General features: G+C 71.8%; 23 protein-coding genes. 12 read left to right on the forward strand and 11 right to left on the reverse strand.

The features are described 5' to 3' along the window. Positions 1–119: 119 nt before the first annotated feature. Positions 120–725, reverse strand: coding sequence for a TetR/AcrR family transcriptional regulator (locus ACZ6S4_RS12275; protein WP_465474991.1), 606 nt, complete (start codon positions 723–725; stop codon positions 120–122). 78 nt (positions 726–803) lie between these two features. On the opposite strand from ACZ6S4_RS12275, the gene ACZ6S4_RS12280 reads away from it, so the two are divergent. Then, entirely contained in the window at positions 804–1,745 is a 942-nt protein-coding gene (locus tag ACZ6S4_RS12280) for an LLM class F420-dependent oxidoreductase (protein WP_465474992.1), read from the forward strand. Between the two features lie 23 nt (positions 1,746–1,768). On the opposite strand, the gene ACZ6S4_RS12285 is transcribed toward ACZ6S4_RS12280, so the two are convergent. After that, on the reverse strand, positions 1,769–2,554 hold the full coding sequence (locus ACZ6S4_RS12285; RefSeq protein WP_465474993.1) for a sulfite exporter TauE/SafE family protein: 786 nt from the start codon (positions 2,552–2,554) through the stop codon (positions 1,769–1,771). Positions 2,555–2,635: 81 nt separating this feature from the next. Then, on the reverse strand, positions 2,636–4,822 hold the full coding sequence (locus tag ACZ6S4_RS12290) for a sensor histidine kinase (RefSeq protein WP_465474994.1): 2,187 nt from the start codon (positions 4,820–4,822) through the stop codon (positions 2,636–2,638). A gap of 461 nt (positions 4,823–5,283) precedes the next feature. Between ACZ6S4_RS12290 and ACZ6S4_RS12295 the strand changes: the two genes are divergently transcribed. After that, complete coding sequence (locus ACZ6S4_RS12295; protein ID WP_465474995.1) at positions 5,284–5,796, forward strand: AAA family ATPase; 513 nt, start codon at positions 5,284–5,286, stop codon at positions 5,794–5,796. On the opposite strand, the gene ACZ6S4_RS12300 is transcribed toward ACZ6S4_RS12295, so the two are convergent. Both ACZ6S4_RS12300 and ACZ6S4_RS12305 read right to left on the reverse strand, forming a co-directional pair. Further along, positions 5,797–6,651 carry an SCO6745 family protein gene (locus ACZ6S4_RS12300; protein WP_465474996.1) on the reverse strand — a complete coding sequence of 285 codons (855 nt, stop codon included), beginning with the start codon at positions 6,649–6,651 and terminating at the stop codon, positions 5,797–5,799. A gap of 58 nt (positions 6,652–6,709) precedes the next feature. Then, positions 6,710–7,471 carry a helix-turn-helix domain-containing protein gene (locus ACZ6S4_RS12305; RefSeq protein WP_465474997.1) on the reverse strand — a complete coding sequence of 254 codons (762 nt, stop codon included), beginning with the start codon at positions 7,469–7,471 and terminating at the stop codon, positions 6,710–6,712. Between the two features lie 86 nt (positions 7,472–7,557). On the opposite strand from ACZ6S4_RS12305, the gene ACZ6S4_RS12310 reads away from it, so the two are divergent. The 5 genes from ACZ6S4_RS12310 (at position 7,558) to ACZ6S4_RS12330 (ending at position 11,344) form a co-directional block, all read left to right on the forward strand. After that, on the forward strand, positions 7,558–7,944 hold the full coding sequence (locus ACZ6S4_RS12310; protein WP_465474998.1) for a nuclear transport factor 2 family protein: 387 nt from the start codon (positions 7,558–7,560) through the stop codon (positions 7,942–7,944). Between the two features lie 338 nt (positions 7,945–8,282). Beyond that, positions 8,283–8,645, forward strand: coding sequence for a hypothetical protein (locus ACZ6S4_RS12315; RefSeq protein ID WP_465474999.1), 363 nt, complete (start codon positions 8,283–8,285; stop codon positions 8,643–8,645). A gap of 52 nt (positions 8,646–8,697) precedes the next feature. After that, the gene (locus ACZ6S4_RS12320) at positions 8,698–9,537 is read left to right on the forward strand and encodes a lysostaphin resistance A-like protein (protein ID WP_465475000.1); all 840 of its coding nucleotides are present in this window, start codon (positions 8,698–8,700) and stop codon (positions 9,535–9,537) included. After that, entirely contained in the window at positions 9,534–10,688 is a 1,155-nt protein-coding gene (locus ACZ6S4_RS12325; RefSeq protein ID WP_465475001.1) for a sensor histidine kinase, read from the forward strand. Before ACZ6S4_RS12320 ends, ACZ6S4_RS12325 begins: the two co-directional genes overlap by 4 nt. Continuing rightward, positions 10,685–11,344 (forward strand): response regulator, encoded by a 660-nt coding sequence (locus ACZ6S4_RS12330; protein ID WP_465475002.1) that lies wholly within the window; start codon positions 10,685–10,687, stop codon positions 11,342–11,344. Before ACZ6S4_RS12325 ends, ACZ6S4_RS12330 begins: the two co-directional genes overlap by 4 nt. On the opposite strand, the gene ACZ6S4_RS12335 is transcribed toward ACZ6S4_RS12330, so the two are convergent. Beyond that, positions 11,320–12,201 carry a helix-turn-helix transcriptional regulator gene (locus tag ACZ6S4_RS12335; protein WP_465475003.1) on the reverse strand — a complete coding sequence of 294 codons (882 nt, stop codon included), beginning with the start codon at positions 12,199–12,201 and terminating at the stop codon, positions 11,320–11,322. The two genes, ACZ6S4_RS12330 and ACZ6S4_RS12335, sit on opposite strands and share 25 nt — an antisense overlap. A gap of 170 nt (positions 12,202–12,371) precedes the next feature. Here ACZ6S4_RS12335 and ACZ6S4_RS12340 point away from each other — a divergent pair, with 170 nt between their 5' ends. Next, positions 12,372–13,223, forward strand: a complete 852-nt coding sequence (locus tag ACZ6S4_RS12340) for an SDR family NAD(P)-dependent oxidoreductase (RefSeq protein ID WP_465475004.1) — start codon at positions 12,372–12,374, stop codon at positions 13,221–13,223. Between the two features lie 5 nt (positions 13,224–13,228). Here ACZ6S4_RS12340 and ACZ6S4_RS12345 read toward each other — a convergent pair whose 3' ends face one another. Together ACZ6S4_RS12345 and ACZ6S4_RS12350 are read right to left on the reverse strand one after the other, a co-directional pair. Beyond that, the gene (locus tag ACZ6S4_RS12345; protein WP_465475005.1) at positions 13,229–13,480 is read right to left on the reverse strand and encodes a hypothetical protein; all 252 of its coding nucleotides are present in this window, start codon (positions 13,478–13,480) and stop codon (positions 13,229–13,231) included. Beyond that, the gene (locus tag ACZ6S4_RS12350) at positions 13,477–14,652 is read right to left on the reverse strand and encodes a phosphotransferase (RefSeq protein WP_465475006.1); all 1,176 of its coding nucleotides are present in this window, start codon (positions 14,650–14,652) and stop codon (positions 13,477–13,479) included. Before ACZ6S4_RS12350 ends, ACZ6S4_RS12345 begins: the two co-directional genes overlap by 4 nt. Positions 14,653–14,914: 262 nt before the next feature. Between ACZ6S4_RS12350 and ACZ6S4_RS12355 the strand changes: the two genes are divergently transcribed. Continuing rightward, entirely contained in the window at positions 14,915–15,364 is a 450-nt protein-coding gene (locus ACZ6S4_RS12355; RefSeq protein WP_465475007.1) for a DUF6188 family protein, read from the forward strand. Between the two features lie 296 nt (positions 15,365–15,660). On the opposite strand, the gene ACZ6S4_RS12360 is transcribed toward ACZ6S4_RS12355, so the two are convergent. Beyond that, positions 15,661–16,353, reverse strand: coding sequence for a TetR/AcrR family transcriptional regulator (locus ACZ6S4_RS12360; protein WP_465475008.1), 693 nt, complete (start codon positions 16,351–16,353; stop codon positions 15,661–15,663). Positions 16,354–16,418: 65 nt separating this feature from the next. Between ACZ6S4_RS12360 and ACZ6S4_RS12365 the strand changes: the two genes are divergently transcribed. After that, the gene (locus tag ACZ6S4_RS12365; protein WP_465475009.1) at positions 16,419–16,643 is read left to right on the forward strand and encodes a hypothetical protein; all 225 of its coding nucleotides are present in this window, start codon (positions 16,419–16,421) and stop codon (positions 16,641–16,643) included. 179 nt (positions 16,644–16,822) lie between these two features. Continuing rightward, a complete protein-coding gene (locus ACZ6S4_RS12370; RefSeq protein WP_465475076.1) occupies positions 16,823–17,506 on the forward strand; it encodes a S1 family peptidase in 684 nt (227 codons plus the stop codon). A gap of 517 nt (positions 17,507–18,023) precedes the next feature. Here ACZ6S4_RS12370 and ACZ6S4_RS12375 read toward each other — a convergent pair. Next, positions 18,024–18,680, reverse strand: a complete 657-nt coding sequence (locus ACZ6S4_RS12375; RefSeq protein ID WP_465475010.1) for an SAM-dependent methyltransferase — start codon at positions 18,678–18,680, stop codon at positions 18,024–18,026. Positions 18,681–18,836: 156 nt separating this feature from the next. On the opposite strand from ACZ6S4_RS12375, the gene ACZ6S4_RS12380 reads away from it, so the two are divergent. Then, positions 18,837–19,577 (forward strand): hypothetical protein, encoded by a 741-nt coding sequence (locus tag ACZ6S4_RS12380; RefSeq protein WP_465475011.1) that lies wholly within the window; start codon positions 18,837–18,839, stop codon positions 19,575–19,577. Here ACZ6S4_RS12380 and ACZ6S4_RS12385 read toward each other — a convergent pair. Then, positions 19,552–20,448 (reverse strand): Gfo/Idh/MocA family protein, encoded by an 897-nt coding sequence (locus ACZ6S4_RS12385; RefSeq protein ID WP_465475012.1) that lies wholly within the window; start codon positions 20,446–20,448, stop codon positions 19,552–19,554. The genes ACZ6S4_RS12380 and ACZ6S4_RS12385 overlap by 26 nt on opposite strands. Positions 20,449–20,451: the final 3 nt, after the last annotated feature.

Here is a 20,451-nt window from a genome sequence, read left to right on the forward strand (position 1 = left end):
GGGTGGGCGGAGGCAGGCGTCAACCTCCGGGAAGTGGTCTCCAGACGACTCTCGTGCCCCACAGGTGCAGCCGCGGCTCGGTGCCGGAGCGGACAGGTTGCCGGCGGACCGCGCTGGGGTTACTGCCCGGCGGTCGAGGGGGCGAGCAGGGCGCGGGCGGCCTGCACGGCCCGGGCGGCGATCGCGTCGACGGTGCCGGCGTTGCGGGCGAAGAAACCGTCGGCGAACAGCGAGGCGTAACCGTGGGCCACGGCGATCGTCGCCTCCACGAGCAGCACGTCCTCCTCGTACGAGGGTGCGCCGGTCGCGGTGGCCAGGTCGAACAGCGTGGTCATCAGGGCCCGGGTCTGCTCGCGGCGGGCGTCGTCGGGGACCCGGTAGAGGTCGGCGGCGTAGATGACGTGGAAGCCGGCGCCGGTGCGGACGACGTACCGGACGTAGGCGCCCGCCACCGCGGCCAGGCGGTCGGCCGGGTCGGTGCCGGCCGCGTCCGCGGCGGCGGCGATCGCGGCCCGCAGGTCACGGGCGGCGGTGGCGGAGATCGCGCTGAGCAGGTGGTCACGGTCCGGGAAGTGCCGGTACGGCGCCGCGGAGCTGACGCCCAGCCGGCGGGCGACCGCGGCGACCGAGAAGCGCTGCAGGCCGCCCTCGGCGAGCAGGTCGAAGCTGGCCTCGATCAACGCGGCGCGCAGGTCGCCGTGGTGGTACTTGCGGACCGCGGACACACCTGCCTCCTGGCTTGCCATCGAGTAAGAGGGCTCTTACATTAGCAAGTGATAGCCCTCTTACATGGTGGAGGCACTGTGAGCATCCGGCTCGGGTACCAGATTCCGAACTTCACCTACCCCGGCGTCCCGGTCGAGGACACCTTCGGCGCGGTCGCCGCGCAGGCCCGGGAGGCCGAAGCCGCGGGCTTCGACACGGTGCTGGTGATGGACCACTTCTACCAGCTGCCCGGCATCGGCGCGCCGGAGAACGCGATGCTGGAGGCGTACACGACGCTCGGCGCGCTGGCCTCGCTCACCTCGACTGTTCAGCTGTCCACATTGGTCACCGGGAACACGTACCGCAATCCCGCCCTGCTGGCCAAGACCGTGACCACCCTCGACGTGGTCTCCCGGGGCCGGGCGATCCTCGGGATCGGCGCCGGCTGGTTCGAGCGCGAGCACCACGACTACGGCTTCGAGTTCGGCACCTTCGGCCAGCGCTTCGAACGGCTGGAGGAGGCACTGACCATCATCGCGCCGATGCTCAAGGGCGAGCCGGCGTCGCTCGACGGCAAGTGGTACACGGCGCGCGGCGCGATGAACAACCCTCGGGTGCGTCCGACCGTGCCCATCATGCTGGGCGGCAGCGGTGAGCAGAAGACGTTCCGGCTGGCCGCGCGCTTCGCCGACCACATGAACATCATCTGTGACGTCGAGGACCTGCCCCGCAAGGTCGCCGTCCTGCGGCAGCGCTGCGAGGAGATCGGCCGCGACCCGGCCACCCTGGCGACCAGCTACCTGAGCATGGGCATGGTCGGCGAGAACGAGCAGGAGGTGAAGGAGCTCGGCGAGACCGTGCCCGAGGACCGCCGCAACCGGGCCTTCCTCGGCACCCCGGAGCAGGTCGCCGAGCAGCTGCAGGAGAGGGTGCTCGGGGCCGGGATCGACGGGATCACCATCAACCTGATCCGCAACGGTCACCGCCCGGGCATGGTCTCCGCGGTCGGCGCCGCGCTCAAGCCGCTCGTCGCGGCCTGACCGTAACGACTGAGGCCGTCGGCTCAGCCGAGGATGAGCATGCGCAGGATCGCCGCAACCCCCACCGCGACGATCAGCGCCCGCATCAGCCACGGCGGCAGCCGGCGGCCGAACCGCGCACCGACCACGCCGCCGACCGTCGCGCCGGCCGCGATCAGCAGCACTACCGTCCAGTCGACCGACTCCGGCGAGACGAGCAGGAAAGTCACGGCGGCGATCGCGTTCACGGCGGTGGTGAGCAGGTTCTTGAGCCCGGTGATGGACTGGATGCCCTCGGCGGTGAGCACGCTCATCAGACCGACGAGCAGCACACCCTGCGCGGCGCCGAAGTACCCGCCGTAGATGCCCAACACGTAGACACCGGCGAGCACGGCCACCAGCCGCCCCGGGGTCAGAGTCGCCAGGCTCCCGTCGTCCGCGCCGGCCTCCCGGCCGCTCGCCGCGCGCCGTTGCAGAGCCGGTCCCCACACCACCATCACAAGCCCGACGGCGATCAGCACGGGCACGATCGCCTGGAACGCGTCGTCCGGCAGGACCAGCAGCAGAACCGCGCCGGTGATCCCGCCGAGCACAGATGCGGGGAGGAGCCTACGCAGCTCGCGGCGGCGGCCGGCGAGCTCTCGCCGGTAGCCGAACGTGCCGGTGATGCCCCCGCCGACCAGGCCGATGTTGTTGGACACGTTGGCGACCAGCGGTGGATACCCGAACAGCAGCAGCGTCGGAAAGGTCACCAGCGTCCCCGAACCGACCACTACGTTGATCATTCCGGCCCAGAACCCGGCGGCCAGGATCGCCAGTGTTTCCACCACACCGACCATGATCCCGCCCAGGGTCCGCGGGTCCCGCGTCGCGGTCCGGATCACGGCCGCGGATTGCGCCGGACCTGCGGATCAGGTCGAGCGCCTCGGTCGTGGACCGGCGGTGGAAGAGATCGGCTCGCCGGTTGCTGTCGCCTGCGTACCGTCGCGCTCGCCGGCAGCCGTGGCCTGCGTACCGTCGCGCTCGCCGGCAGCCGTGGCCTGCGTACCGTCGCGCTCGCCGGCCGGGAGCCGGAGCGTGAAGCACGCGCCTGCGGGATTCCGGGCCCGGTAGGTGATGGTCCCGCCGTTGGCGTGGGCGAGTTGCCGCACGATGTACAAGCCGAGTCCGGTCCCCTTCTGGGCGCTCGCGCTGCCGGTGCCGGCCCGGGTGAAGCGGTCGAACAACTGCGGCACGAACTCCTCAGGCACACCTTCACCTGAATCGAGGACCTCGATGCACGCCTCGCCGGCGTGCTCGGTGGCGCGGACCACGACCGGCGGGCTGCCGTACTTCAGCCCGTTGGAGATGAGGTTGACCAGGATCTGCTGCAACTGCCGGGGATCGCAGCGCACGGTCAGTCCCGGATCCGCCTCGGCGGTGACGTCCCGGCGCTGGTCGGGCAGCAGGTGAGTGAGCGCGTCAGCGACTGCGGACCCGGCGTTGAGGACGGTGGGACGCGAGAGCAGAGTGTCGGCGTCGACCTGGGTGAGGGTGAGGATCTCCTCGACGTACCCGCTCATGCTCGCCGCCGTCGCGGCGATCCGGTCGAGGTCGTGCCGCCGGGTCTCGTCGTCCTGCTCGTCCCACTCGTCCGTGAGGATCTCGCAGTACCCGGTGATCATCGCGATGGGCTGCCGGACATCATGGGTGAGCATGGCCACGAGGTCGGCGACCCGCTGGTTGGCCGCCTCCAGCTGCTCGTTGGCTCTGGCGAGGGCCGCCGCACGCGCGGCCACCTCCTCGGCGTGACGCTGTTCGGCCTGCTGGAGTGCGCGCTGCTCGGTGACGTCGACGAGTTGCGTCGCGATCTCGTCCGAGCGGTCCTCCCGGCCGGTCAGCAGGGTGCTGGTCTGGTTCACCCACACCGTGTGCCCGTCGGCGTGCAGGTACCGGCTGGTGACGGTGAAGCCGGGGATAGTGCCCGTACCGGTCTGACGCATCAGCTCGGCGCCGGCCTCGCGGTCGTCCGGTTCCAGGAGCTCACTCCAGGCGTGGCCTTCCAGCTCACCGGCACGCCGGCCGAGCAACCGGTCCAGCGCCGCGTTGGTCCGGCTCACCCGCCCGTCCGTGCCGGTGATCGCCATCCCGACGAGCGAGTTCTCGAACACCTCACGGAACTGCTTCTCGGTGGCATGCAAGGCAGCCCGGTTCCGCGCCGCGCGGGCCCGCAGGACGACGGCGAGCCCGCCGATACCCAGCAGCCCGGCGGCGGCGACCATCGTGCCGATGTTCGCGCCGGTCACCGGTCGCTGAAGCACGCTGTACGGAACAGTGGCCAGCAGCCGCCACGGGGTGCCCCGCACCGGCCCGATCACGTAGTAACGGTCGCCGTCCTCAGTGGACAACAAGCCGCTCGGCCGGTGCTGTATCGCCCCCGCCAGCGCGGGATCCCGGTCGGCGACCGTGTCGAGCCCCGTGTGCGCCTCCCGGCTGCCACCGACCACGGTGCCACCGGCGTCGATCAGAGAGATGTCGGTGCCGGGCAGGTCGACGGCGTGCTGCATGTACCCACCGAGCGGGCTGGTGGCCACCTCAACAGCCCCGGAGAAGACCCGCCGGCCGTACGGGGTGGTGAACGGCACGGCGAATCCGACCACCGGGACACCCCGGGCAGCCGACCGCACCACCGGCGACACCGCGGGCCGGCCCTCCCGGACCGCGGTACGCAGATGCGGATACCGCGGCGTGAGGTCCTGGCCGATCAGATCAGGGTTGGCCGGCACCACCTGCATCAACCGGCCGTCCCCGTCGAGCAGCACCGCGGCCGGATAGCCGAACGCGGCCACGGACTGCGAGAAGGTCCGCTCGTCGACCTTGGCGGCAGACAAGAACTGCACGGCCTGGGCCCGTTCACGCTCGATGAGATCGGCGACGTAGCGGGACACGAAATCGGCGCCGATGGAGATCCGCAGCTCGAACCGCTGCCGCAGTTCCCGCTCGGAGGACCGCTGCGCCCAGAGCACAGCGGAGACCAGTCCGGCGCACAACAGCAGCCACGCGACGAGCGGCCGGGCGACAAACCGCCACCAGCCCCTGACCCGCCGAGGACGACCCATGAACCGACTATGCGCCCAACGCGACGCTCACATCCCGGGAACGCCGAGGCCGTCTTTCCCCACCACCCTCACTACGGTGCTCTTGCCGCACTGGCAACGGCGGACACCTTGACGGCGTTTCGGGCGGGGCGCTTCAGCGCGTACCGGCCGGACCACAGCACGGCCCCGGTCAGGATCCTCACCTCGACATCACCCGGCTCACCCTTACGTGGCACGCCGACAACGCACGCTGCGGCGCTTCGTGGCGCTTCTCCGACGCGTCACGAGCCGGCGGGCAGCGCTTGCCGATGCGCCCGTCCCGTGATGTGATTTTTGGAAGTCTGGCCCCTTCCGTTTCGGACGCGCCGTCACCGCAACCGGAAGGCATGACCATGACCCAACGACGCTTCGGACCGCCTCCGCATCAGGAGGACCCCTACTCCAGGCTCACCTCACCACGAGGTATCCCGGTCGATCAGCTGGTGTCCGTCCTGCAGAAGGACATCCGCCGGGGCAACGTCGACAACGCCGTGCTGGCCGCGTACGAGATGGTGTCGACCTCTGCCGACGTCGCCGAGCACCTGTGGCGCCGGCTGAAGCTCATCGCCGTCGAGGACGTGGGCATGGGCGCACCCCTGGCCCCGGTTCTGCTGGAGTGTCTGCACCGGAATTTTCACGCTGCTCCGGGCGGCGACACCATGATGGCTGTGCATGCCGTCCGCTATCTCGCCCTGGCCCGCAAGGACCGGACCAGCTCCGAGCACGCCGACCTGGTGGCCACCAAGGTGAGGAGCGGCGACCTCCGGGTCAGCGTCCCGGACTACGCCCTGTGCGTCCACACCCGGGCCGGCCAGGAGATGGGCCGCGGGCTGATGCAGTGGTGGGAGAACGGGGCCCTGGTCAATGACGAGATCGAGACGGCCGATCATTCGTACCGCGACGAGCTGATCGCCATCCATCGGGCCGCCGAGCAGGAAGACCGACGCCCTGCCTGATCACGTCGTCCGGGGGCCGGGCACGCCTATGGGGTTGGGATACGGGATGACGACCGCGACGGCGCCGGCCAGCGGTGCCAGCAACTCGGCCAGCCGGGTGCGGTCGGCGGGAAGCAGCGCGGACCATGGCTGAGCGGCCAGCCGGTCGGTGTGGTCCTCAATGGCGCGGTGGACGGCCCCTGCCTCGGCAGTGGGCCGGCCATCGTCGTCCAGCCAGCCGCGCGATGCCAGTTCCCGGCTCGCGGCGTCCCACTCGGCATCGGTCCAGCCCCGGTTCGGCTGCAGCTGTTCCCTGCCGCCGTACAGCGCGTCCCGCAGTACGAGCGCCTGGCAGCCGTTCACCTCAGCATGAACAAGCGCGGCTATGTGTCCGTCACCCCGGTGCTCGCGCAGCACCGTGGCGGCGTGCCACAGCCGGGCCAGCGGCTCGGCCGGACGCGGCAGTGCGGCGTTGGCGGCACCCAGCGCACGGCCGTCAGTCACCGCCGCCTGCGCCGCGACCTCCAGCAGATCGGCCGCCGCCGCCCAGCGCTCCGGCTCCGGGGGCAGTACGGCCCGCAGTGCAGCGACAGCGCCCTCGAGGCGGCCGGCCAGCGCCTGGTCCGGCGACGCCCGCCGCCACACGTCGGGCAGGGCGCGGGCCACCATCGCCGGCGCGAAGGAGAAGAACAACGCGGTGACCGGTGCCGCCGGCACGGCTCCGAGCGGGGCGGCCCGGCCCGCGAAGTAGCCCCGCCAGAACCCGCGCAGCCCGGCACCTTCGAACGCGGCCCGGGCTTCCGGCGCGAAGTAGGTGACCGCGTGCAACGGCTCGTACAGCTGCCACAGGTCTCGGGCCACAGCGTCATCAGGCATACCGACGATTGAAGGGCCGGGGACCCCGAGCCGTAAACGGCCAATCGCCGGTGAGCGGCTACTGCGTGAAGTAGGCGGCGCTCTCCGCGTCCGCCGGGTAGTACGACTCGATCGCGACCTCGTCCAGGGTGATGTCCATCGGCGTGCCGAACGTGGTGATGGTCGAGAACATCCGCAGCTCCCGGCCGGCGACGCGGAGGATCATCGGGATCACGACGTCGGCGTCGACCCGGTCGCCCGGGGGGTCTCCCGCCGCGGGGGCCAGCAGCTCTTCGTAGAGCGCGGTCAGTTCGGGGTCGGGCGCGGTGGCCAGCTGGCGGGAGATTCGGGTACGGAACACCGCCCGCACGTCGGCCAGGTTGACGACCAGCGGAGCGAGCCCGCGCGGGTCCAGGCCCAGCCGCACCAGGTTGACCGGCGGCCGCAGCAGGTCCGGGGCGACGCCGGCGAAGAACGGCTCGACCGCACGGTTGGTCAGCACGATGTTCCAGCGGCGATCGAAGACCAGCGCCGGGTACGGCTCGTGCGCGTGCAGCACCCGGCGGACCGCGTCGCGTGCCGCGGCCAGGGCGGTGTCGTCGAGCGGACGTTCCGCGTACCGGGGTGCGAAACCGGCCGCGAGCAGCAGCCTGTTGCGATCGCGCAGCGGCACCTGCAGCTGATCCGCCAGCCGCAGGATCATGTCGGCGCTGGGCCGGGATTTCCCGGTCTCGACCAGGCTGACGTGGCGGGCCGAGACGTCCGCGGCAATGGCGAGGTCCAGCTGGCTGAGTCCCCGGCGGTGCCGCCAGCGCCGCAGCAGCTCCCCCACCGTGTCCACGAACGTGCAGCGTACTCAACGTGGCGCCGGACGCCATGAACTCCCGTTTCATCGACAATCGCGGCGGCCGCGCAAACACTTCGTCCATGACTACCGACAACAAGGCCGTCATCCAGCGGGCGTTGGCCGCCCTGCTCGAGACGCGCGACGTCGACGCCCTCGCGCCGTTCCTCAGCGACGACTTCATCCACCGCCGGCCGGACTCCACCTCCTCGACCAAGACGGAATGGCTGGCCGCCGTCCGGGCGGCGCTGGTACCCCTCGCGGATATGCAGGTCGAGGTCCTGCAGCTGCTGGCCGACGGCGATCACGTGGTGCTGTGCACCCGGCGCTGGCTGCCCGGCGGTCCCGAGATCACGGTCGTCGAGGTCTGGCGGGTCCGTGACGGGCTGATCGCCGAAGGGTTCGAGATCATCGAGCCGGTGTCCCGCGCAGCCGCCAACCTCACCTGGTGGGAGCCTGCCTCACGCTGACCTTAGCCAGATGCGGTGAACCTGACGTGCCGGTGCCCCGACTCACCAGATGAAGGAGGGGTGGATAAGCGACGAGTTGCTGGTGGTCCGCAGCCAGCGGCGCCAACCTACGGGCGGCCCGCCGGGCGCGGGCGCCTGGGCGCGGGGCGACCCGCCGGGCGCGGGCGGCCCTGCCGGACGCGGGCGGCCCTGCCGGACGCGGGCGGCCCTGCCGGACGCGGGCGGCCCTGCTGCGCAGCAAGAACGAGCTTGCTGCGCCAGAAAACGGGCACTGAGGAATCGGGCACGAAGGCCGACAACCGGCACCCAGGAAACGGCTACGGAGAAAAGGGGGCCCGGTGGCGAACAAAGAGCAACCGCCGATGACCGACGACGGGCACTTCGTCGTCATCTCGGGGCGCCGCTGGCGGGCCACCGATCCCGCCATCCCCGAAGACGTGGCCGCCCAGCTGCGCAAGGCGTTGATGGCCGCCCGGCGCGACGTCGGCACCGCGCTACGCGCAGACGTGGACCCCGCACCGGCCCGAGCCCGCGTACAGCTGGCCAAGGTCGCCCTCGGGGAACGCGGCGTGCCCTGGTGGGAGCAGACACCCGAGCAACGACAGCAGCGCTGGGAGCAGGGCCTGCAGGACCTGTCCCCCGAGCGAGCTACCCACGAGTGTCCACCGTGCGGTGACGATTCCGGCGCGACGAATCCATAGCGTTCAACGCAGCCCGCGGCGCTCAAGCCGCGGACTTCATGGAGGAGTCAACATGCGTCTGGTGAAGCAGTTCCTCGCGGTTGCGGCGGTCACCTTCGTCGGTGGTCAGGGTGTCGCCGCGGTGCAGGGGAACCCGTGGCTCACCCTGGTACTCGGGCTCGTGACCGCGGTACTCGCGGTCCTGGTCTACGCGTGGGTCGTACGGCGCACCGAGCACCGCGCACCCACCGAGGTGGCCCGGGCGGGGGCCGTCGCCCGGCTCCTGCGGGGAGCACTGATCGGGGCCGGGATGTTCGTGGCGGTCATCGTCAACGTCGCCTTCCTCGACGGCTATCACGTGCACGGCCTGGGTTCGGTCACCGGCGCGTTGGGGCTGGTGGGGTTCATGGCCGCCGCTGCCGTCACCGAGGAGCTGCTGTTCCGCGGCGTGCTGTTCCGCGTCATCGAGGAACGTATCGGCACCTGGATCTCGCTGCTGCTGACCGGCGTGGTGTTCGGCGCGATGCACCTGGTCAACCCGGACGCGACTCTGTGGGGCGCGACCGCCATCGCGATCGAGGCCGGATTCATGCTCGCCGCCTGCTACGCCGCCACCCGCAATCTGTGGGTGCCGATCGGGCTGCACTTCGGCTGGAACTTCGCCCTGGGCGGCATCTCCGGCGCAGCGGTCTCCGGCAACGGCGAGTCCAAGGGACTGCTGGACGCCACGTTCTCGGGCTCGACCCTGATCACCGGGGGCGACTTCGGCCCGGAGGGCAGCCTCTACACGGTGGCGGCCGGTGTCGCCCTGACCGTCGTGTTCCTGTGGCTGGCCCACCGCCGCGGACACATCGTCCCGCGTCGGCGCCGCGCGGCCGCTGACCCGGCGGCGACCGCTACAGTTTCCCGATGATCGACCTCCGGCGGGTCCCGGAGCGGTGGCGGCGCTGGGACGTCACCGTCCGGGACCTCCCGTTCGCGCTGCTGATGGTCCTCCTGTCGACGGTGCCGGCGCTGCACAACCGCGGCACGCAGCTCGGCGAGCTGCCGACCCGGCCGTTCGACGCGCTGACCGTCGTGGTGGTCGCCCTGGAGTGCCTGCCGCTGGCCGTGCGCCGGCGCCGGCCGGCCCTCTGCCTCGCCCTGGTCTCGGTGGGCTTCGCGATCGACCAGCTCCGCGCGTATCACACGGTCGCGGGTACGGCCCTGCCCATCGCGCTGGTGAGCACGGCGCTGCACCTGCATCACCACCGGCGCACCACCGTGGTGCTGCTCACCGTCGCGTACGTCCCGCTGACCGTCGCTATCAGCCGGAGCGGATCGATCGAGACCATCGCCGATTTCGTCACGTTCTATCTGGTGCTGGCCCTCGCCTGGGGCATCGGGGCCTGGCTGCGGCGGACCCGGGCCGCCGAGGCGGAGCAGCGCCGGCACGTCGCCGAGGCCTCCCGCACGGCCGAACGCACCCGCATCGCCCGCGAACTGCACGACGTCGTGACGCACCACGTCACCGCGATGGTCGTGCAGGCCGAGGCGGCGCGCTACCTGACCGCCGCGCCCGACCGGCTCGACGAGAGCCTGACCGCGATCACCGACACCGGCCGGCGGGCCATCACGGACCTGCGGCACCTGCTCGACCTGCTCAACCCCGACCACACCACCGAACCACGGCTGCCGTCCGTCGGCGAGCTGCACACCCTCGTCGAACAGACCCGGCTGGCCGGGCAGCCGGTCGAGTTCACCCAGGACGGCACCCCGGCCCGGACGACCGGCAGCGCCGAGGTCGCGGCGTACCGGGTGGTGCAGGAGGCGCTGACCAACGCCCTCAAGTACGCCCACGGCAGTCGCACCACCGTGCATGTGCGCCATGGCGAGAAGGAGACCACCGTGGAAGTCAGCACCGAGGGCCCGGGCTCGCGCGCCGCATCCCCCGGCGGCAGCGGGCGGGGCCTCGCCGGGCTGCGCGAACGGATCGGGGTGCTCGGCGGCGAGTTCAGCGCGGGCCGGGGCAGCGGCGGCGGCTTCGTCGTGCGGGCCCGCATCCCCGGCGGGAGCCCGTCGTGACCGCGCCGCTGCGGGTGCTGATCTGCGACGACCAGCCGCTGATCCGTACGGGATTCACCACGATCGTCGGCGCCCAGCCCGACCTCGAGGTGGTCGGCGAATGCGGCGACGGCCGGGCGGCGGTCGAGCTCGCCGGCCGGCTGCGGCCGGACGTCGTGGTGATGGACGTACGGATGCCCGTGCTCGACGGCATCGAGGCGACCCGCCTGCTGGCCGGCGCCGGGGTCGCCCACCCGGTGAAGGTGCTGGTGGTGACCACGTTCAACCTCGACGAGTACGTCTACGAGGCGCTGCGCGCGGGAGCGAGCGGTTTCCTGCTCAAGGACGCCCCGCCGGCGCAGCTGCTGCACGGCATCCGCACCGTCGCCACCGGCGCGGCACTGCTGGCGCCCGAGGTGACCCGGCAGCTCGTGGGCCGGTACGCGGCCCGGATCCGGCCCGCCGAGGACACCCCGGACGACGTCGCGCTGACCCCGCGCGAGCTGGAGGTCCTGCGCCTGATCGCCGACGGCCGGTCCAACGGCGAGATCGCGGCGACCCTGGTGATCAGCCACGAGACCGTGAAAACGTACGTGTCGCGCATCCTCACCAAGCTCGGCCTGCGCGACCGTGTGCAGGCGGTGGTCTACGCCTACCGCAGCGGCCTGGTGACCTGAGGGCCGGCGGCCGGCTGCTGCTGGGTCGCCCACAGCGCCAGCAGGCGCAGGTTGTCGTGCGAAGCGCTGCCCGGATCGGTGGTGTAGATGAACAGCGTCTGCTCGTCGTCGCCGGGCAGCGCCAGCGCCTCGTAGCGGATGGTTATCGGTCCGACGGCGGGATGCACCATGTGCTTGCTGCCGTGGGTGCGTTCGTGCACCTGATGCCCGTTCCACCACGTACGGAAATCCGCGCTCTTGATCGTCAGCTCCCCGACCAGTTCGCTGAGCAGCGGATCGTCGGGGAACCGCCCGGCGTAGAGCCGCAGGGTGCCGACCACCTCGGCCGCCACGGCCCGCCAGTCGCTGAAGGCCTCGCGGGCGGCCGGGTCGAGGAACACCCACCGGGTGTAGTTGCGGTGCCGCGGCGGCAGCCGGGTCCAGTCGGTGAGCAGCGCCCGGGCCAGCGTGTTCGACGCCAGGACGTCCGTGCGGCGGCCGATGATGAAGGCCGGGTGCTCGGTCATGGAGGCGATCAGCTGCTGCAGGGCGGGCCGCACCCGCTGCACCGGTACGGGCTGAGCCCGCCGACGGGCCGGGCGGGCCAGATCAGCCAGGTGGGCCCGGGCGGCGGCGTCGAGCTGGAACACCCGCGCCAGCGCGTCGAGGACCCCTTCCGACGGACTCGTGTGCCGGCCCTGTTCCAGCCGCGTGTAGTAGTCGACGCTCACGCCGGCGAGCTGCGCCACTTCCTCGCGGCGCAGACCCCGTACCCGTCGAGCGGTCGGACCGGCCTGGCCGGTGAGTCCCACGGCCTCCGGTGTCGTGTCCGTCCGGCACTTCCGCAGGAAGTCACCCAGCTCCGCGCGTCCCACCATGCCTTCATGATTGCCGTTGGCGGGCGCGCTGCCCAGCGGCTGGGTGGGCATGGCGTGCCCAGGCAGGGCTGGGCCCGGCTGGCGGTGTCCGGACCCCGGTCCACGAACGCAGCATGGGAGCCGTTCCCCAGCCGGGGACTTCATCGAAAGGTCAGCCTGAGGAGGCTCCCATGCCCTACCCCACCACCGGACCCGCGACCTGGTTCGTCACCGGCGCCTCCCACGGCCTCGGCCGCGAACTGGTCGGGCAGCTGCTGGAGCGCGGGGCCACCGTCGCCGCGACCACCCGTTCTCCCGAACGGCTGACCGCGGACCTGGCCGCCGCCGACACGTCCCGGCTGCTGGTCCTGCCCGTCGACCTGGCCGACGAGAAGGAGGTCAATGCCGCCGTGGCCGCGACGGTTGACCGCTTCGGCGGGATCGACGTCGTGGTCAACAACGCCGGCTACGGCCTGCTCGGCGCCGTCGAGGAGGTCACCGACGCCGAGGCCCGGGAGCTGTTCGACGTGCAGCTGTTCGGGGCGTGGAACGTGCTGCGGGCCGTCCTGCCCGGCATGCGCGCACGTCGCAGCGGCCACATCATCAACATCTCCTCGATCCTCGGACTGACAGCCTTCCCCGGCTGGGGCCTGTACTGCGCGGCCAAGTACGCCCTGGAGGGCCTGACCGGCTCGCTGGTGGCTGAGGTCGCGGACTTCGGCGTCCGGGTCAACCTGGTCGAGCCGGGGTACATGCGCACCGACTTCCTGCGTACCGGAAGCCTGCGCCTGCCGGAACGGACCGCCGACGGCTACGACGCCGTCCGCGAGATGACCGACACCCACCTGGCCATGCCCGGCACCCAGCTCGGCGACCCGGCCCGCGCGGCCACCGCGATCATCACCGTCGCGGAGTCGGGCAGCGCGCCGCTGCACCAGATCCTCGGCTCGGACTCCTACGCCCTGGCCACCACCCGCATCGAGAGCCTGACCGCCGACATCGAGGCCGGCCGGGCGCTCGCCATCACCACGGACATCACCTGAGGTGCTTATTCGGCGAGGCTGGGTGCGCGCCGCGACCAGCGGGGCCGGTCGAGCTCCTCGACGACGAAGCGGGCGACGTCGCCGCGGGTGATTCTCCACCCGTGCTCGGGACAGGAGTTGTCGGTCACCCGCGCGACCATCGCCGCCGACATCCGCGACCGGATCCCGCAGCCGGCGCAGGAGTCGCGCCACAGCGTCGAGGTGAAGCTGGAGCACGTGGCGATGGGCCGCGGCGTGATGATCCTGCCGGTCCTCACCGCTGGTCGAGAGCCGCTTCCAGAACGCGTTCGTAGGTCGCCCGGGACGGCAGATGCGTAAGCAAGTGCCGGACGTTGCGGTCGGTGTACCGCACGTCCTCCGCATCGCGCGCTTCGAGCGCCAGCTCGATCTGGCCCCACACGTAGTTCTGCAAGGCGATCGCCGTGCCGCTGAACGCGTCCAGGCTCAGCGGTGGCAGGCACCCGGCCCGCGCCCGATAACCTTCGGCCAGGGCCCGGGCTCCCGCGGCGTTGATGCCACCACCGGGGTTCACCGCCCAGGAAACCAGCACCGCGGCCAGTTCCCAGGCGGGTGGCAGGCCGCCGGCGTGTTCCCATCCGGTGAGGATGAGCCGGCCGTCCGATCCGGCCCGTACGTTGCCCGGGCTCACATTGTGGTGGCACAGCACCGCTTCGGTGGGTGCGGCCCGGTTACCGACCGACTCCAGCTCGACCAGCGTCGGCACCGCCGCGGCCAGGACCGGCGCCCAGCCGGCCCCCTTGGCGGCGGCCACCTCCGCAAGTTCAGGCCAGCCGGAAGAGGCGAACCGCACCGAACTCCACGGGCAGGTGCCGTCCACCGGAATCCGGAGCCCGTGCAGGGCGGCGAGCATGTCCCCGACCGCGCGGGTGACGGTCGCGCTGACCGGGGCGGCCAACGGCGGTCCGGACGGCAGCCACTCGTACACCCGCCACCGACTGCCGTCGATCACCTCGACCACGGCGCCGGAGGTGCTGCGGACCGGAGCCGGCAGCGTCACCCCGGCCCGCGCCGCAGCCTCCTGGAACCGGGCGTTGTCCTCGCCGTCGGTCACCGGATACACGTCGTCCACAGTGCGCGGAGCCCAGCGGCCGCGGTCCGTCCGCAGCAGCCAGCGCCGTCCCACCTCGTCCGGGCGGGACATGGACCGCATCTCCCCGACGACATCACCCAGACCGAAACGGGTGGCGAGCTGCCGGGCCAGGGCCGGATCGGCGACGTCGGCGCGGCCCCGCCGGCGGTCGACCTCAGCCTTGAGGTCGGTCCAGGTGCGGAAACCGTACTGCTCGGCGAGCGACGCCTGCGCTTCGGCGAGTGTCGCGTCCGGCCGGATGTCGCGCAGGCCGGCGAGCAGATCCTTGGCCTGCCGGCGCAGGTGGTCGAGATCGGGGTTGTCGGGCAGCGTCTTCATGGTGCACCTCGCTCAACGCCCGGACTCGCACGGGCGGACAGAGCGTCGGTGACCGTCGCCCAGCCTGACATCACACGGGGTGGCTTCAAGCCTTCCGGCGAGTCTCGGCGCGTACCCGGCGCGCGGATCGAGGCTAACGGAGAGCACCGCGTCAGTGTCAACCCCGCGCCGTCAGGAATCCGCTGCCGTCTTTAAGGCTCTCTTATGAAAGTGCGGGCTACGGTCCTGTGATCAACAGTCCGATGAGCCGATCGAGGTAGTCATGTTGCCAGTCATGGTCGCCGACATGGACGCCGGACGGCGCCCGCGGCAAGGTCAGTCGATCGACCTGCTGGGCGGGCGCAAGCTGGAGTACGTGCGGCTCGGCCACGCCATCGTCCTGGGTCTCTCCGGCGGCTGCCAGGTGCTGATCGAGACCGTCACCCAGCTGCACGGGCCGAGCGGTCGGATCGACGTGGAGCCGGGCGAGAACCCCTCGGACATCCTCGCGACCCTGCTCGGGGACGTCATCCGGACGGCATGCATCCGCGACACCGGCGAACTGCAGATCACGTTCCACAGCGGCGCGCTGTTGCTGGTCGGCGTCGACGCGGACTTCGAGTCGTGGGCCGTCGCCGGTCCGGACGGCCTCCTGATCGTGTGCCTGGCGCGCGGCGAGCTGGCCGTGTGGGGCGACGCGTCGGGGCGGACCGGCGTACCCCGGTCGCGGTAGGCGTCTGCACCTTGTCCTGAGAAACGCCGACGAAGTCTGCGCCGGCGGCCCAGCGCGGCGGCCGCCCTTGTTGCCGTGCTCGCCCGGGCGGCGCGGCCGGCCGCCCTTGTCGCGGTCCGCCCTTGTCGCCGTGCTCGCCCGGGCGGCGCGGCCGGCCGCCCTTGCCCGCTACCTCGACCCGCCGCTCACCCGGATGCCCCAGCACGGAAGCGCCTTCATCGCCAGCTGGGTCGGCCGACGACACTCCGGGCCTGCTGGCCAGCCTGGATGACCGACCACACCACCTCTTCTGCGTCCTAGGATCCTGGTTCAAAGGGGTTCGCCCCGGTCAGGATCGCGTCGAGACCGCGGTCGAACAGGACATCGTCGTCCCAGCGTTCCGCGTCGAGGTGGCCGGAGGCGTTGAGGGTCGGATAGGCGGCGGGGTCCGCCGTGACGTGCCGGCGGGCCTCGCGCTGCGCTTGCGGATCCGTGGTCCGGCGCCAGGTGGCCTCGGTGAGTGCCGCGCCGATCACGTAGTTGGCCAGCAGCCGGGTGGTCACCGCCAACTGGAGTTCGGACAGGCCGCCGCGGGTCAGGGCAGCCTGCAGGAACTCGGTGCGGGCGAGGACGTTGGGGCCGAGCATGGGGCGGCCGATCAGGCTCGGGGCCCAGGGATGGCGCAGCATCGCGGTACGCCAGCGCCGGATCAGCACCCGGGCGTCCTCGCGCCAATCGGCGGTGGCGGGCGGGAGCGGCACGTCGCCGAAGACGCGGTCCAGCGCCAGGTCCAGCACGTCGTCCTTGGTCTTCACGTGCCAGTACAACGCGGTCGGCGTGACGTCGAGCCGCTGGGCCAGGCGCCGCATCGTCAGTCCGTCGGCGCCCTCCTCGTCGAGCAGGGTCACCGCCGCCGCGACGATGCGTTCCCGGCTCAAGGGTGCGGGGCGAGGGCGGGCCGGCTCGTCGCGCAGCCAGACCGAGCCCGGGCCGGATGCTGTTTCGCTCACCGCCCGACCCTAGTACGGTCGACAGGTGATGTAACGCTGTTAAGTTGATTGGACATCGTTCAATTATGCCGCTGATACGCGTACAGCTGGAGAGCGACCGGACCACCGCGCGGAAGGTGCTGGATCTGCATCAGGCCGACAAGATCCACCGCCCGTCCCGGGAAGCCGCCCTGGCGCAGGTGTGGCTACGTGGCCGTACGCCGGCCGGCGAGCCGGTCTTCGTCGGCGTCTCGAACGGGGAGCCCGTCCGGCTCCTCTACGACGTGGAGGTCTATCCGGAGACGGCGTAGCGGCCATCACGCAGCGGTAGGCCCCGTTCGGTATGTATCGATGAGCATCACTACGTCGCCACGGTTTGTCCGGGCAACCGCCCGCCGTCCCACTCCTCCGGCACAGACAGGACGACCGCATGCGTACCCTCGCCCGGACACTCCTCACCGCTGCCACCGTCGCCGCCGCCGGCCTGCTCATGCCGGCCGCCGCGATCGCTGGGCCCTCCCCCGAGCCGCCGCCCGCCACCCAGGTGGTCAACGGCCGCCCCGCGACCGAGAACTACTCGTTCATGGTCTACGTCTCCGGCTGCACCGGATCGCTCATCAAGGGCAACTGGGCCGTCACGGCCAAGCACTGCCCCACCCCCGCCTCGGTTCGCGTCGGCAGCGTCGACCGCAGCAGTGGCGGCACCGTGGTCTCCGTCCGGCGGGCGGTGAACCACCCTCGGATCGACATCAAGCTGCTCGAGCTGACCTCATCCGTGTCATACGCACCTGCACCTATCCCGACCGCGTCCGGTCCCGTCGGCACGGCGACCCGGATCATCGGCTGGGGCCAGACGTGTCCGACCCGGGGATGCGGTTCGACGCCGCGCGTCGCCAATGAGCTCGACACCTCCATCGTGTCGGACAGCCGCTGCGCCGGCATCGACGCGGCGTTCGAGATCTGCACCAACAACACCAACGGCAACGCCGGCGCCTGCTACGGGGACTCCGGTGGGCCGCAGGTGCGCACGGTGGGCGGGCGCTGGGCGTTGATCGGAGTGACCAGCCGCGCCGGTAACAACAGCTCCACGTGCGCGACGGCGCCGTCCATCTATGGGGATCTGCCTTCGGTGCGCAGCTGGGTCGACCAGCAGGTGGGTGGGCTGCCGGCCTGACCGCCTCCCCGGGCTGCCGGCCTGACCGCCTCCCCGGGCTGCCGGCCTGACCGCCTGACCCGCCTTGGAGCGGGTCGGCGTGAGCCACTGCCAAGCATGCCGGCCTGACCGCCCCCGGGTCAGGCCGGCTTGACCACACGCAGGGCTGGCTGGCCTGGCCACACGCGGAACGGGCCAGCCTGGCCACACGCGGGACGAGCCAGCCTGGCCACACGCGGAACGAGCCAGCCTGGCCACACGCGGGACGAGCCAGCCTGGCCACACGCGGGACGGGCAGGCCTGGCCACACGCGGGACGGGCCGGCTGTCCGCCGCCCGTCGCAGCACCTCTGCCGACCGCGGCTCCGGTACCGGCCACGTGGACCGACCACACCCCGGACGGGTCATCCTGACCTCACCCCAGCGTCGAGCAGGCGGCCTTCGCCTGCGCTTCGCGCAGCTAGCCGCGACGCCGACCTGCGCCGTCGGCCGCACGGCCGCCGCATTGTCCCCGCGATCGGGACCAGGCCGGAGGGTGACTAGGACGTGCGGCGGGCGAGCAGAGTCGAGTCCGCGATCTCGACCGTGACACCGTCGCGGACCGCAGTACGGGGGCGTTGCTCCACCACGAGCGGCTCGAAGTTCTCAGGCAGGGCCGGCAGCAGCTCCTCGGCGACGAACATCGCCTTCCGGTGGCTGGCTGACAGCTGCGTGAACACCTCGGACGGCGCGTGGCCGACCACGAGCAGGTGCCCGCCGGGCGCGACGGCACCGGCCAATCTCCGGGTCACCTCCACCATCCCGCCGTCCGGTGGGTGCAGGAAGTGGCTGGTGACCAGGTCGAAGGTCCGGCCCTCGGCCGCGAACGCCCGGGCGTCGACCTGCCAGAAGTCGACGCTGTCAGCCACCCCGGCCTGCTCGGCGTGCCGGGCGGCCCGGGCGAGGCCGTTGGCCGAGAAGTCCGCGCCGGTGACCTTCCAGCCCTGCTGGGCCAGCCAGATCACGTCGCCGCCCTCGCCGCAGCCGACGTCGAGCGCGGTGCCCGGCGTCAGGCCGGTCACCTCGGCGACGAGCTGCGGGTTGGGCTGCCCGCTCCAGACCTTCTCCGGGCCGGAGTAGCGCTCGTCCCAGCTCGGCGGCTCGAACATGGCCGTCGCCTCGGCCTCGGACTGATGCCCGTGTCCGTGCCCGCTCATCGGGCCACACCCCGGTCCGTCGCGGCGATCCGGCCGTACATGTTGTTGATGTCCATGCTCATCAGCGTGCGCACCGGTCCCCGCAATGACAAGTTCCGTTGCCGGAACAGCAAACGGACGGATGCCGGCCATCCGCGTTCGCGGCATGATCAGGGCATGGGTTCACCTTTGCACAACCGCGACGTGGACTGGGACCGATGGCCGGTCACCGACTACCTGGACGAGATCTACCGGGACGTGGCGCACGACGACGACGCGGTGCTCGTGCACCATTCGGCCTTCTACCGGCGCTTTCCGCCCGGCTACTTCGCGCGGTCGCTGGAGCTCGGCGCGGGCCCTAACCTTTACCCCCTCATGCTCACCTCCGCCGTAAGCCGGGACATCGAGGCGGTGGAGCCCAGCGCGGCCAGCGTGGCGTACCTGGAGAAACAGCTCCGCGACGGCTCGGAGGAGAGCTGGCAGCGCTTCTACCGCCGGTGCCGGGAGCTGCAGCCCGAGCTGCCGCCCACCCTGGGCGAGGCGCTCGCGCGGGTGCGCGTACGCCGGGGTGGCACCGGCGATCTGGCGCCGGACACCTACGACCTGGCCTCCATGCACTTCGTCGCGGAGAGCGCCACCGAGGTCGCCGACGAGTTCCGTGACCTGTGCCTGGCCTTCGCCGGGTCGGTCCGCCCGGGCGGATGGCTCGTGGCCGCGTTCATGGAGAACATGGGCCGCTATCAGATCGGCAGCGGGCCGCACTGGCCCGGCTATCCCGTGGATCCGGAGATCGTCCGCGCGGTGTTCGCGCCGGTGACCACCGACCTGGTGGTCGAGCGGATCGACTCGGCCGCGACCAGCGACGGCTACGAGACGACCGGGATGGTGCTGCTCACCGCCCGCCGGGCGGGGCACTGACCCGGGCGAGCAGCTCCTGCAGCATCAGCCCGCGGCGCACATCCAGGTCGTGCGGCACACCGGACCGTACGGCGGCAGCGAACTCGGCCCGCAGCACCGGCCAGCACTCCTGGTGGTCGACCGGGCCGAAGTCCAGCGTCAGCTCCCCCGCCGGTCCGTACAGGTCGATCCCCGCCTGCGAGGACGGCAGCCCGACAGCGCCGGACAGCGACAGCTGGCTGATCGCCCCGCCGCGGTGCGCGCAGGTCAGCTCGATCCAGCGGCGGCTGTCGCCGTAGGCGCGCAGTTCCTCGATCGGGCCGAGGGCGGCGTCGGCCAGGTCCAGCAGGTGCGGGCCGAGGTCGTACAGGGCGCCGCGGGTCAGCCGCCAGCCGGTGGCCATCGCGCCGCCGAGGAACGCCCCGTGCAGGTAACGTGCTCGTGCTCCGGCGGAGGTGAACCTCGCCGCCGCGGTGAGGAATGCTCGCGTGCTGTGGTGATAGCGCTTGGTCAGCACGAGCTGGGTGACCACGCCGCACTCCGCGACGGTGTCGGCCAGCGCGCGGGCCGCGTCCAGGTCGAGCGCGAGGGGCTTTTCCAACAGCAGGGCCTTACCGGCCCGGGCGGCGCGGGGTGCGAGGTCGGCCTGCGCATCCGGCGGTACGGCGAAAGCGACGGCCTCGCACCGATCGAGCAGTTCCTCGTACGAGGCGGCGGCGTGCGCGCCCAGCCGGGCCGCGAGGTGTGCGGTGGCCTCCGGGCGGCGCGACCAGACGGCGGCGAGGCGGGTCTGCGGGCCGGCGGCGAGCACCGGCCCGTGCATCGTGGCTGCCCAGGGCCCGGCACCGACCAGGCCGACGTCGACCGGCTGGGCGTACTCGTCGCGTTCCATATC

The organism is Actinoplanes sp. NPDC051405 (genome assembly GCF_055586185.1).